At 33.8% G+C, this 13577-nt stretch carries 13 protein-coding genes; 4 read left to right on the forward strand and 9 right to left on the reverse strand.

The genetic code is table 11. The features are described 5' to 3' along the window. Positions 1 to 202 precede the first annotated feature (202 nt). The 4 genes from ACZ1JT_RS10140 to ACZ1JT_RS10155 all read left to right on the forward strand — a co-directional run bounded on the left by ACZ1JT_RS10140 (position 203) and on the right by ACZ1JT_RS10155 (position 6303). On the forward strand, positions 203 to 2059 hold the full coding sequence (locus ACZ1JT_RS10140) for a DNA topoisomerase IV subunit B (protein WP_465093706.1): 1857 nt from the start codon (positions 203 to 205) through the stop codon (positions 2057 to 2059). 99 nt (positions 2060 to 2158) lie between these two features. Continuing rightward, on the forward strand, positions 2159 to 4870 hold the full coding sequence (locus ACZ1JT_RS10145) for a DNA gyrase/topoisomerase IV subunit A (protein ID WP_465093707.1): 2712 nt from the start codon (positions 2159 to 2161) through the stop codon (positions 4868 to 4870). A 63-nt stretch (positions 4871 to 4933) separates the two neighbouring features. Then, complete coding sequence (locus ACZ1JT_RS10150) at positions 4934 to 5494, forward strand: helix-turn-helix domain-containing protein (RefSeq protein ID WP_465093708.1); 561 nt, start codon at positions 4934 to 4936, stop codon at positions 5492 to 5494. Between the two features lie 86 nt (positions 5495 to 5580). After that, positions 5581 to 6303, forward strand: a complete 723-nt coding sequence (locus ACZ1JT_RS10155) for a heavy-metal-associated domain-containing protein (RefSeq protein WP_465093709.1) — start codon at positions 5581 to 5583, stop codon at positions 6301 to 6303. Between the two features lie 39 nt (positions 6304 to 6342). Here ACZ1JT_RS10155 and ACZ1JT_RS10160 read toward each other — a convergent pair whose 3' ends face one another. From ACZ1JT_RS10160 to ACZ1JT_RS10200, 9 genes are all read right to left on the reverse strand, one after another. Then, complete coding sequence (locus ACZ1JT_RS10160; RefSeq protein WP_465093710.1) at positions 6343 to 7200, reverse strand: TerC family protein; 858 nt, start codon at positions 7198 to 7200, stop codon at positions 6343 to 6345. Positions 7201 to 7239: 39 nt separating this feature from the next. Beyond that, positions 7240 to 7608, reverse strand: coding sequence for a DNA topoisomerase IV (locus tag ACZ1JT_RS10165; RefSeq protein WP_465093711.1), 369 nt, complete (start codon positions 7606 to 7608; stop codon positions 7240 to 7242). After that, complete coding sequence (locus ACZ1JT_RS10170; RefSeq protein WP_465093712.1) at positions 7608 to 9695, reverse strand: hybrid sensor histidine kinase/response regulator; 2088 nt, start codon at positions 9693 to 9695, stop codon at positions 7608 to 7610. Before ACZ1JT_RS10170 ends, ACZ1JT_RS10165 begins: the two co-directional genes overlap by 1 nt. A 91-nt stretch (positions 9696 to 9786) precedes the next feature. Further along, positions 9787 to 10368 (reverse strand): DUF1572 family protein, encoded by a 582-nt coding sequence (locus tag ACZ1JT_RS10175; protein WP_465093713.1) that lies wholly within the window; start codon positions 10366 to 10368, stop codon positions 9787 to 9789. Further along, a complete protein-coding gene (locus ACZ1JT_RS10180; RefSeq protein WP_465093714.1) occupies positions 10349 to 10582 on the reverse strand; it encodes a DUF6095 family protein in 234 nt (77 codons plus the stop codon). The genes ACZ1JT_RS10175 and ACZ1JT_RS10180 overlap by 20 nt, the downstream gene beginning before the upstream one ends. Beyond that, positions 10582 to 11049 carry a hypothetical protein gene (locus ACZ1JT_RS10185; protein ID WP_465093715.1) on the reverse strand — a complete coding sequence of 156 codons (468 nt, stop codon included), beginning with the start codon at positions 11047 to 11049 and terminating at the stop codon, positions 10582 to 10584. Before ACZ1JT_RS10185 ends, ACZ1JT_RS10180 begins: the two co-directional genes overlap by 1 nt. A gap of 10 nt (positions 11050 to 11059) precedes the next feature. After that, complete coding sequence (gene murQ, locus ACZ1JT_RS10190; protein WP_465093716.1) at positions 11060 to 11878, reverse strand: N-acetylmuramic acid 6-phosphate etherase; 819 nt, start codon at positions 11876 to 11878, stop codon at positions 11060 to 11062. Between the two features lie 233 nt (positions 11879 to 12111). Further along, positions 12112 to 12807: a ZIP family metal transporter gene (locus ACZ1JT_RS10195; protein WP_465093717.1), complete on the reverse strand. Its 696-nt coding sequence runs from the start codon at positions 12805 to 12807 to the stop codon at positions 12112 to 12114. Positions 12808 to 12809: 2 nt separating this feature from the next. Beyond that, positions 12810 to 13553, reverse strand: a complete 744-nt coding sequence (locus ACZ1JT_RS10200; RefSeq protein ID WP_465093718.1) for a class I SAM-dependent methyltransferase — start codon at positions 13551 to 13553, stop codon at positions 12810 to 12812. Between the last annotated feature and the right edge of the window lie 24 nt (positions 13554 to 13577).

The following is a 13577-nucleotide window of genomic DNA, read 5'->3' on the forward strand; positions in this document are numbered from 1 at the left end:
AGTAAAAAATATTCAGCAACCTTCTCCCTTTTTCCTTTTAACTTTTTCCCTTCTCCAATTCACCTAGTTTATTAACGTCACTCTTACTGAAAGCTGAGACTGCGACTGAAAACTAATCCTTTCTTTGTCAATAACTTTGCGCTAAACCACTTTTAAATCCGACTGATTTCTCTTATTTTAGCAAAAATTCCAAAAATTTTATATGCTAGAGCAAAATCAGTACACCGAAGACAACATACGTTCCCTCGATTGGAAAGAGCATATTCGTATGCGTCCCGGAATGTATATCGGAAAGTTGGGTGACGGTTCTTCTCCCGATGACGGTATCTACATCCTTTTGAAAGAGGTGTTGGATAACTGTATCGACGAATTTGTAATGGGTGCCGGCAAAACCATTGAAGTCACTGTAAAAGATAAAACGGTTACCGTTCGTGATTATGGACGTGGTATTCCGTTAGGGAAAGTGGTTGATGTAGTTTCCAAAATGAACACCGGTGGTAAGTACGATTCGAAAGCATTTAAAAAATCGGTTGGTTTAAATGGAGTTGGTACCAAGGCGGTTAATGCGTTGTCAACTTTTTTTAGAGTAGAATCGGTTCGTGATAACCAGCAAAAAGCAGCCGAATTTTCTGCAGGAAATTTAACATTAGAGGAAGAGGTTCAAGAAACCACTAAACGAAAAGGAACTAAAGTTACTTTCGTTGCCGACGAAACAATTTTCAAGCATTATAAATACCGAAACGAGTACATCATCAAGATGCTTAAAAATTATTGCTATCTGAATACCGGATTGACAATAATTTATAATGGCGAGAAATTTTATTCCGATAATGGTTTAAAAGATTTGTTGGAAGAGACTATTTCAGATGAAGATATGGTTTATCCTATCATCCATTTGATTGGCGATGATATTGAAGTAGCTTTAACTCACAGTAAAACACAATACTCCGAAGAATATTATTCGTTTGTAAACGGACAAAACACTACACAAGGAGGGACACATTTGGGAGCCTTTCGTGAAGCTATAGTGAAAACTATCAAAGAATTTTACAATAAAAATTTTGAAGCTTCCGATATCCGAAAATCAATTGTTTCGGCTATTTCTGTAAAAGTGGAAGAACCGGTTTTCGAATCGCAAACCAAAACCAAATTGGGTTCTACCGAAATGGGACCAGGCTTAGCTTCTGTTCGTACTTTTGTCAACGATTTCATTAAAACCAATCTCGATAACTTTCTTCATAAAAATCCAGAAGTTGCCGATGCGTTGCTTCGTAAAATCTTGCAAGCGGAACGGGAGCGTAAAGAACTTTCTGGAATACGTAAACTAGCTAAAGATCGAGCTAAGAAAGCCAGTTTACACAATAAAAAATTAAGAGATTGTCGTGTACATTTAACCGATGCTAAAAATCCGCGAAGTTTAGAAAGTACTCTTTTTATTACCGAGGGGGATTCGGCTTCAGGGTCAATTACCAAATCACGAGATGTAAACACTCAAGCTGTTTTTAGCTTACGCGGTAAGCCTTTGAATTCGTATGGAATGACTAAAAAGATTGTGTACGAAAACGAAGAATTTAATTTACTTCAAGCGGCTTTGAATATTGAGGAAAGCATGGAAGATTTACGATATAATAATATCGTGATTGCAACCGATGCCGATGTCGATGGTATGCACATTCGTTTATTATTAATTACATTTTTCTTGCAGTTTTTCCCTGAACTTATCAAAGAAGGGCATTTGTATATTTTACAAACACCATTGTTCCGTGTGCGTAACAAGAAGAAAACAATTTACTGTTATAGCGATCAGGAACGTATTGATGCTATTGAAGAATTAAAACCAAAACCGGAAATTACTCGATTTAAAGGATTGGGTGAGATTTCTCCAGACGAGTTTAAACATTTTATTGGCGAGGATATTCGTTTAGATCCGGTAATGTTGGATAAAGCCACTTCCATAGAAACGTTATTGGAATTCTACATGGGTAAAAATACGCCAGACCGTCAGGATTTCATCATCAATAACCTAAAAGTGGAATTGGATAAGGTGGAAGAACTTTAGGGTTAAGAAAGGTAAAAGGTCAAGATCTAGCTGCCATAGAGTACTATTAAATGAATACTATCAACTGAATACTGTTAACTGAATATTGTTAACTAATTTATGAGCGAAGAAAACGAAAATATTAACGAAGAAGAATTGACACCTCAAGACGAGAATTTGTCCGAAGAAAGCACATCTGAAGACGGTCATTTTGAAGGGGAACATTTTTATAATAACGAAGAAAGTAATCCGGAAGATACTATTACCAAGGTAACAGGTATGTATAAAGATTGGTTTCTGGATTATGCATCGTATGTAATTTTAGAACGTGCGGTACCTGCTATTGAAGATGGTTTTAAACCTGTTCAGCGTCGTATTATGCACTCTATGAAAGAGTTGGATGACGGACGTTATAATAAAGTTGCGAATGTAGTAGGGCACACCATGCAGTATCATCCACACGGAGATGCCAGTATTGGAGATGCCATGGTGCAAATCGGTCAGAAAGATTTACTGATTGATTGTCAAGGGAACTGGGGAAACATCCTAACAGGTGATGGAGCAGCGGCTTCCCGATACATAGAAGCGCGTTTGAGTAAATTCGCTCTCGATGTTTTGTATTCGCCAAAAATTACAGAATGGGGCGTTTCTTATGATGGACGTCGAGCAGAACCAATCAATTTACCGGTAAAATTCCCATTGCTTTTAGCACAAGGAGGAGAAGGTATTGCCGTTGGTTTATCTACAAAAATATTACCGCATAATTTTAACGAGTTAATCGATGCTTCAGTTAAAATATTAAAAGGAAAACCGTTTACGATATTTCCAGATTTTCCAACAGCAGGAATTGCCGACATGTCTAATTACAACGATGGGATGCGTGGTGGTCGTGTACGCGTACGTGCTAAAATTTCGCAGTTAGACAAACAAACGTTGGTAATTACTCAAATTCCGTTTTCTACCAATACGTCGTCATTAATTGACAGTATTTTAAAGGCGAATGAAAAAGGAAAAATCAAGATTAAAAAGATTGAAGACAACACCGCTGCGGAAGTTGAAATTTTAATTCATTTGCCGCCAGGTGTGTCGCCAGATAAAACCATTGATGCTTTGTACGCCTTTACAGCATGCGAATCGTCTATAGCACCTTTGGGTTGTGTTATTGAAAATCATAAGCCTTTGTTTATTGGCGTGTCTGATATGCTTAAGATTTCAACGAACCGAACGGTTCAATTGCTCAAAAGAGAGTTGGAAATTCAATTGGACGAGTTAGAAGAACAATGGCATTTTGCTTCTTTAGAACGTATTTTTATTGAAAACAGAATTTACCGTTTGATTGAGGAGGAAGAAACCTGGGAAGGCGTTATTTCGGCTATCGATACAGGGTTGAAACCACATATCAAACACTTAAAGCGTGACGTTACCGTTGAAGACATCAATCGATTAACAGAAATTCGAATCAAACGTATCTCTAAATTTGATATCGATAAGGCGCAAGAAAAGATTGAAGCTTTAGAAGGCGATATTGCTCAAGTAAAACATCATTTGGATCATTTGATTGATTTTGCGATAGATTATTTCACCCGTTTGAAAGAGAGATACGGAAAAGGACGTGAACGTCAAACCGAAATAAGAAACTTCGATACCATTGAAGCTACTAAGGTAGTATTACGAAACACTAAGCTATATGTGAATAGGGAAGAAGGTTTCATTGGAACTGGTTTAAAGAAAGATGAATATGTGGCCGATTGTTCCGATATTGACGACGTAATTGTATTTCTTCGCGATGGAAACATGATGGTAACCAAAGTTGATGAGAAAAAATTTGTTGGAAAGGATATCATTCACATTGCGGTTTTTGATAAAAACGACAAACGTACCATTTACAACATGATTTATCGCGATGGTAAATCGGGGTCGTCATTCATAAAACGTTTTAATGTATCTGGTGTTACTCGTGATAAAGCTTACGATTTAACACAGGAAAAGGCAGGTTCGCAAGTACTATATTTTTCGCATAATCCAAATGGGGAAGCGGAAGTAGTTACCGTTTTATTGCGCCAAGTGGGTAGTGTGAAAAAATTGAAGTGGGATTTAGATTTCGCCGATATTGCCATTAAAGGTCGTGCGTCTAAAGGGAATACAGTTTCTAAATATCCAATCAAGAAGATTGAACTGAAAGAAAAAGGTATTTCAACATTACGTCCGCGTAAGATTTGGTTCGATGATACCGTTCAGCGTTTAAACGTTGATGGAAGAGGGGAATTGTTGGGCGAATTTAGACCCAATGATCGTTTGTTAATTATCAATCAGTCCGGTAAATTAAAAACGATTATTCCAGAACTTACTACCCATTTTGATGAGGATATGATTATTCTTGAGAAATGGCATCCGAAAAAACCAATTTCAGCAATTTACTACGATGGAGAAAAAGAGCGTTATTTTATCAAACGATTCTTAGTCGAAAACGAAAACAAGGAAGAGCTATTCATTTCGGAACACGAAAAGTCGCAGTTAGAAATTGTTTCTACCGATTGGCGTCCAGTAGCAGAACTGATTTTTGCAAAGGTAAAAGGAGTGCAAAAAGAAAACCAAACTATTGACATGGAACAGTTTATTGCTGTGAAAGGAATCAAAGCATTAGGGAATCAATTAACTGCCGATAAACTTAAACAAGTGAATTTGTTAGAACCTTTAGTGTATGAAGAGCCGATAGAATTAGTTCCAGAAGAAATGGAAGTTACCCAATCCACTGATGGCGATGGAACCGATTTAACCGATTATAATATTAGTCTGGATGATGACGGACAGATTACGCTAACATTAGAATAATATAACAAACAAAAAAGTAACGATTAGCGTTACTTTTTTTGTTTTAACACTAAATACTTTGAAATGAAAATTTTCATTAAAAATATGGTATGCAGCCGATGTAAGTTTGTGGTTCAATCGGAATTGGAAAAATTAGGATTTCATATAGCTGCAATAGAGTTAGGTGAAGTTGCATTAACAGAAACATTATCGGATGAACAAAAAGCAAAAATCGCTACTAAACTGAAACAATTTGGTTTTGAATTGATTAATGATAAAAAAAGTCGTTTAATAGAACAGGTTAAAACAGTTGTTATTGAGTTTGTTCATTATAATAAAGGAAACGATAAAATTAATCTTTCAGATTTTATAAGCGAAAAACTTGCTTCCGATTATAATACTATTAGCAATCTGTTTTCTGAAGTTGAAGGAATAACTATCGAAAAATATTATATTTTACAGCGGATTGAGAAGGTTAAAGAGCTTTTAATGTATGACGAATTGAGTTTGTCTGAAATAGCCGATGCCTTAAATTACAGTAGTGTTGCTTATTTGAGTAATCAGTTTAAAAAGATAACTGGTTTTACACCTAGTTATTATAAAAAATTGAAGGAAAAGAAACGCAAGCAAATAGAAGACTTGTAAAAGTTACAAATCATATCTAAAATTCTACAATTTATTTCCTGATTTTCTTTAGAACTTTGTTGTTAGTAATTATAAATAGTTTACAAATGACACACGAATATAAAATATCAGGAATGACATGTTCCAACTGCGAAAATAAAGTGCAGCAAGCCTTGTCGATGGTCGATAATGTTAGCAATGTAATAGTTTCAAAAGAGAATAATACTGCTACCATTACTATGGATAAACATATACCGTTAGATGTATTGCAAGAAGCCTTGTCTCAAAAAGATAAAAAGTATAGCATTTCGGCTATGCAACATAATGAAACTATAGAGCAAACCAAATCACTATTTGTTACTTATAAGCCTATTATATTGATTTTTGCGTTAATTACTCTGGTAACAGTTTTAATTCAATTGAATAGTGAAAAGTTTGTTTTTGAAGTATGGATGCGCCATTTTATGTCCGGTTTCTTTCTAGTTTTTTCTTTTTTTAAACTATTGGATTTAAAAGGGTTTTCAGAAAGTTACGTTATGTATGATGTTGTTGCAAAACGCTTTCCAATATGGGCTTATATCTATGCTTTTATGGAACTGTTTTTAGGACTTGCTTATTTAACCGATTTTCAACCATTGCTTATTAATGGAATAACGTTTATTGTGATGACTGTGAGTGTTGTTGGAGTTTTACAGTCAGTTTTAAATAAAAGAAAAATTCAGTGTGCTTGTTTGGGCGCGGTGTTTAATTTGCCAATGAGTACAGTGACTATTATTGAAGATGTATTGATGATAGGTATGAGTGCCTATATGATACTATCTATTATTTAATAAAAAGCTCTCAAATTTTGAGAGCTTTTTTTATGAGATTTAATTAGTAATATCTGTGTCTTCCAGTTTCTCATCAGCAATGGTATTGTTGTGAAGTTTGACCGGATTTTTACTTTTCTTCATTTTTAAATTGAGGAACTCCACAAATAAAGAGAAGAATATAGAGAAATATAAGTACCCTTTCGGAATACTGTTTACTTCAGTTCCTCCAAAGAATTTAAAGTGTGCTAAATGCGAACCTTCTGCTAAAAGCATTACCCCAATTAAAATCAAGAACGAAAGACCAAGTATTTGAATGGTTGGATGATTGTTTACAAATTTACTTACCGGCCCTGCAAAAATCATCATAATGACAATTGATATGATAATTGAAAGAATCATAATAATTAAAGCGCCTTCGTAGCCAAATCCACCTTGAGAAGGTTCTTTCATACTAATTAACCCAACGGCAGTTAGTATACTGTCGAATGAAAAAACTAAGTTTAGTAGCGCAATTTGGATAATAGCACCAGATAAGGTATTGCTTGATTTTCCTTTTTCAGATTCTTCTTCACCTTCTAATTTGTGATGAATTTCGGTAACTGATTTGTATAAAAGAAATAATCCTCCTCCAAATATAATAATGCTTTGTCCAGTAACTCCAGCACTAAAGAAACTTAAATCGATATGAAATAGTACATCTTGTAAGCTTAAAACCCAAGTAATTCCAAATAGCAATACAATTCGGAAAGCCATTGCTAATAATAAACCAACTCGTCTGGCTTTTGGCTGATCTTTTTCTTCTAGTTTTCCAGATACAATCGATAGAAAAACAATATTGTCTATACCAAGAATGATTTCAAGAAAGGTTAATGTTAATAAAGCAATCCAAGCATCTGGGTTGAATAAAAGTTCCATTTAGTATTTTAGTTTTATAATTCTGCTGTTAAACGTAAATTAATTGATTTTTGTTACAGTTCCGCGTTGTTTTTTTGCTTCACCAACAAATGCATATTCAAAAGTATAACCATTTTTATGCGTAGTTATAATTTTCATGCTGATAGCTTTTTTCTCCTGCATACTTTTGGGATGAAGTTTTTGAAGCACAAATTCACAGTCGTTTACCCAACGAATCGATGCCGTATCTGTTTTGCCATTGAAAGTTTCAATTTGAAGTTCTGCAGTTCGTTCAAAAACCGATTTTTTTTCCACACCATCGATAGTTTGTGTGAATTCGAATTTACCAGTTTTAAAATCGGTACAATTGCGTTCTTGATTATAACATGCGGTAAGTACAAAAAAGGCGAGTAATAGGTATACTTTCATTATTCGTTTAAATATTTAGCAATCAGGTTTAAAAGTTTAGTTCTGTCGAGTGGTTTAGCAATGTAATCATTAAAACCTGAATTCAAAATTTTATGTTTATCTTCATCTGCGGCATAGGCAGTTTGTGCGATAATAGTTAAATTCGGAAATGCAGGTCTAATTTTAGCGATGGCATCATAACCAGAACAGATAGGCATTTTAATATCCATCAAAATTAAATTTATATTTGGATTTGAAAAACATATTTCGATAGCTTCTTCACCATTTACAGCTCTTAATATTTTAAAATTACAATTTTGAACAATTTTTTGAAATAATAAAAAGTTGATGTTGTCGTCTTCAGCTATAAGAATGGTAACATTCGCATTGTTCTTTTTTAGTTTTTTGGCAATTTCAAGCGGAGGAATTTGCTGATTTTCTTCGGTTTTAAACGGTATTTCAATTTTAAAAGAAGTTCCGATACCAACTTCAGATGAAATTTCAATCGTACCATTTAAAAGTTCTACATAGGCTTTAGTTATTGATAATCCCAAACCTAATCCTCCAACTTTTATCGATAAATCGTTTTCAATCCTCCCAAATCGTTCAAATATTTTATCTAAATTTTCATTGGTTATTCCAACTCCAGTATCATTAATGGTAAATAATAATTTTTTACTTTCTTGGTCGATAGCATAACTAAGTTCAACTTTCCCTTTTTCGGTAAATTTCACCGCGTTATTGACCAAATTTGTAATGATTTGTTTTAGTTTGGTTTCGTCTGTAATTATATTTTCTTCATACGATTGTGCAGGAGGAATTAAAAGGAATTCTAGTTTTTTATTGCTAGGAATAGTGATTTTTACACTTTCATAAAGCTCTTGTATTGCTTTTTCTAAATTGAAACTTTTAAAAGTTGGTTGCACCAAATTGGAATCAATTTTAGACATCTCAATTAAATCGTCAATAATGTTGACTAAGTTTTTTCCACTCTGATTGATGATGTTTAAATACTCTGTTTTCTCTTCTGCATTGGTTTTCGAATGTAATAGTAATTCCGAAAAACCATTAATTGCGTTTATCGGAGTTCTAATTTCATGGGAAAGATTGGCCAAGAAAACAGATTTTAAGTTGTCGCTTTTTTCCGCTTGTTGTTTAGCATTTATTAGGTTTATTTTCTGATTGTTGTTTTCTTCGAACAAATCTCCAATATGACCAAATTCGCCTTGCACTTTTTTTAGTTCCTTTATTTCATTTGAATTATGATTGGACTCTAAAATTTTTGTAATGGTTTTCAGTGGCTTGAAAATCCACTTTTTAGAAAAATAGATATTAACGATTAGATATAACAAACCGAATAGGAGAATTATTTCAAGAACAATTTTAGAGACAAAGAAATCTTTAGTATAGTTTTTCTCAAATTGAAATTTACCAATGAGGTTGCCTCTCCAACCGTATAGGTTTTTTGAAAAATGGATTGTGTTTTTATCTGAAGCTATTTCGGTATTTGAAATCGAACATTTTGTTGCACTACTAATTTTGCGAATTTTATTAAAGTAATTTTTATCTAAACGCAAACCCATAAAAAAATATCCTTTTGGAGAACTTTTTGTTTTAGTAGGGTCGTTAGATGGATGTATGGTTGAAGCGTGTATTTTATAAAAAACATTGTTTTTATTTATAAAAAAAGTCATGTACTTTTTTTTGTAGAGTTCTTGAAAGACTTCTTTCGGAATTATATCCTGTTCGTATTTTCCTCGTGTACGAGCATGAATTAAGTTTTCATTTAAATCATATACAGATACCAAATCTAATTCATAGACATTAATGGCTGTTCCTACATAAAAATCGAACCATTTTTCATCTTTTGTATGAACGTAGGTTACGAATTCATCCCAAAACGACATGTCGATTATTTGGTTTTCGAATGGCGCCCAACTCGATTCTAAAAGCGCGTCAATTTCTTTTTTGAAATTGGTAGTAGTAATGTCATAATCATTTTTTTCCTGCTGAATCGTGTAAAAATACAAGCCAAGAAATAGCAACAAAAAGAAGCAACTGGAAATTATCGTTAATAAAATGTATTTTTTATATGTTGACAATCTCATAAGTTTTTCTATTTTTAAATATGATTGTCTATAAATATACGATTTTTAACAAAAAAATAGTAAAGCATGGATTTTAAAAATGTATCATTTTTTATTTCAGCTTGTCTAATTCGTCATCGGTAAAATGGCGCAACCCTTTTTCTTTAGAAAATTTATCAGAATTGTATTGGTTCGATTGGTTTTTTGGGATGGATAAGCTTTCCCAAGGCGTTTGTTTCATCAGTTTAGCAAAGAAAACAATTTGACCTACATGATAGGGATAGTGAGCCAATTGTCGGTTTATTGCTTCCATAACGGTATGGCCTTCGTTTCGGATGTAAATAATTTGGGTGAGTTGTTCCGGTTTTAAGGCATTAATAGTGTTGAAAAAACAAGACCATCCTTTATCCCAAACGGCAAATAGTTTTTCTTTTGTTTGAATGGTGTTTTCAAATTCTCCGTCGCGATTTCGCCATTCCTTTTCGCCATCGGAAGTAAGAAAATCGGTCCATCGGGAAATCATGTTGCCGGATAAATGTTTGACTATAATCGCAATAGAATTACTGTCTTCATTAACCATTTTAAAAAGCTGTTCAGGTTCCAGTTGGTTCATTGCTTTTTCACCAATGGTTTTATAATACAGAAACTGCTTTTTAATACTCTCTAAATATTGATTATTGATTGGTGTCTCCATCGAATAAACTTTTCATTATGGTTTGAATCCCTTTGAAAATTAAAAACATAGCACCTAAACAAAAAATAATTCCAAGTCCTAAAATAGGAATGTAAAAAGGATGCCCCTGATTTTTAAAGGAGCTATGAATTACCGAAGGACCAATAAATAGCAACGGTAAAGCAAATGCTAAATAGCGTACTCCTTTTACTAAAAGTTGTTTGTTAGTAGCCATTAAAAAACAATTTGGAGTCCATAGCCATAATTATTGGCAATAATATTCATATTGATAGCCGGTTTTTCGTAATACCCAACCGAGTTTTTTAAACCACTGTTGTACAATTTAATTCCTTTTTGAATTTTTTTTGTTCTACCAGACATAACTGGAATTGAAGTTATGATAGCCGCAGCGCCAATATAAGTCATAGGAGAAGGATATCGAACATCCGATACCAAACCAACAACTAAATCACCCACAATAAAAGCCGAACCAATACCAATTAGAGCACCTCCGATAGATTCCTTGTTTTGTCCAGCTTTGAATAGTTTCAAGGCTTCGGGATTCGTCATTAGTAATTGTTTTGTTTCTCGAGATGAAATTTGTTCTCCGTTGGTGTAAAATTTTCCTTTTTCCATTTTTATTTCTTGAGCAGATAGTACAAAAACAAAAAACAGAGATAGTAAAGCAAATAGTTTTTTCATGTTAAATAGCTTATGGTTTGTTTGTATAGTTTTCAATGGCTTTGCGAACACTTCCGTGTTTTTCTAATAGTTCTTTGGCTTGATCGTACGGAATATTAATTTCATTCATAATCATACGGGTTCCTCTATCAATAAGTTTTACATTACTTAACTGCATATCCACCATTTTGTTGCCTTTCACACGGCCAAGCTGAATCATAGTTGCAGTTGAAATCATGTTTAAAACTAATTTTTGTGCCGTTCCGGCTTTCATTCGAGAGCTTCCAGTTACAAATTCAGGTCCCACAACAACTTCAATTGGAAATTTTGCAGTTACTGCTAACGGACTTCCCGCATTGCAAGTGATGCATCCCGTTGTAATATTGTTTTCATTGCATCGTTCTAAACCACCAATTACATATGGCGTTGTTCCTGATGCAGCAATTCCTATAACTACATCATTAGGTTTTATATCCCAATCCGATAAATCTTTCCAGGCTTGTGTGGTATCATCTTCGGCAAATTCAACAGCTTTTCTGATTGCTTGATCTCCACCGGCAATTAATCCGATAACCATATCAAATGGAACCCCAAAAGTAGGTGGGCATTCAGACGCATCAACAATACCAAGTCTTCCCGAAGTACCAGCACCAATATAAAATAACCGACCTCCAACTTTCATTTTTTCTACAATAGTAGCAACCAAAGCTTCAATTTGTGGTAATGCTTTTTCTACAGCCAAGGGAACTGTTTTGTCTTCATTATTGATGTTGCTTAACAAGTCATGAACGGACATTTTTTCTAGATGTTCGTATTTAGAAGATTGTTCGGTGGTTTTGGTAAATGACATAAAAGTAAGTTGCTAACTGGCAAAGTTGCTAAGTTACAAAGTTTTGTTTTGAATTGCTATTCTATTTTTTACATAAAATCAGTAATGAAATTGAGCGTGTGTGAGGGATGGTAGAGAAAATCCTTTTTGGGACTGAGGCTCTCGAAGTTACTAGAAAAGATTACTTCTTTTAATTTGTGTTCAGTGAACTTCGTTTGCAACGCACAGACCGAGCCTTTGGTAACGCCATAAAACTACATGAAATAGGCAAATAGAATTCCAAGTAAAATAGCCGAAAGTTTTGCCATATTGAATTTATGTCCTTCACTGGTTTCAAAAATAATAGTTGATGAAATGTGAAACAATATCCCAATAACAAATGCCGTGATTTCCGCGTAATAGTTTGTAATGAATGAAAGCTTTTCGGAAGTTAAAGTTCCTAATGGCGTCATAATTGCGAAAACAAGCATGAAAATTAAAATCGATGTTCTGTTCAGATGTGAAGTGCTGAAAAAAGTAGTTAATATAATAGCTATAGGAAAATGATGTATGGCAATTCCCCAGGCTAAATCGTTATGCTGACTCACGGGTAATCCTTCTAAAAGAGCATGCAAACATAGACTTAAGAAAAGAGCCCAAGGTATATGATGCATGGTATCGTGCCCATGAACATGCCCGTGTTCTGCGCCTTTTGAGAAATATTCCAAAATAATCTGAAAGACAATACCAAACATGATAAACATTCCTGCATTATCGTGTAGGTGTGCTGAGCTTTTTGAAGTTTCATAAGTTGTATAAACCTCAGGAAGCAAATGAGATACCGTTAAAGCCAATAAGAAAGAACCGCTAAAAGCCAAAAGAAGCTTTAAGTTTTTTTTACTTTTTGGTCTAAAAAAAGTAGCTATAATATAGCCAAAAATAACTGAAAATAATGGCAATAAATAGATCATAACTATTTAAAAATCATGATTAAACGTTCCGATTCTTTCTTGTAAAACTTGCGTAATTTATAGTCGCCGAAAACATCTAAAAGGAAAATCTCGGCTTCTTCCATCATTTGTTCAAAATCTTCTAAAGTTAAGGCTTTTACTTTTTCTGTGAAATGAAATTTTTCACCGTTATCTTCAAAATCTATTTCTTTAAAAATATGGTTGTCTTTTACATAACGTTTAATATGAAAATCTATTCCTTCAACTGTTTTAACTTCTTCCGGCACAAGGTTTTCAATTATATAATCAACATTCATAAAGTCAATTACAGCAAAACCATATTCGGTTAAAGAATTTTTGATTGCTTTTAAGGTCGTTATGTTGTCATCATCACTTTCAAAATACCCAAAACTGGTAAATAAATTAAAAACAGCATCAAATTTTTCATCAAAGGGTTCGCGCATGTCGTGAACTTTAAAATGAAGTTTTTCATTTGAATATTCCGATGCGGCTGCGATGCTATTTTCGGATAAATCGGCACCTGTTACATCAAATCCCAATTGATTCAAATAGACAGAGTGACGCCCTTTACCACAGGCTAAATCTAAAATTTTAGCATCATCAGGTAAGTTTAAATACTGCGTTAAATTATCCATGAAATGTTGCGCTTCGGCATAATCACGGTCTTTGTATAAAATATGATAGTAAGATGTGTCGAACCAAGAGGCAAACCAGTTTTTTGTTAGATGATTTTGTGTATCTGACATGTATTCTTTTATTGGAGGATAATT

It is taken from the genome of Flavobacterium sp. IC2-16 (genome assembly GCF_055521455.1).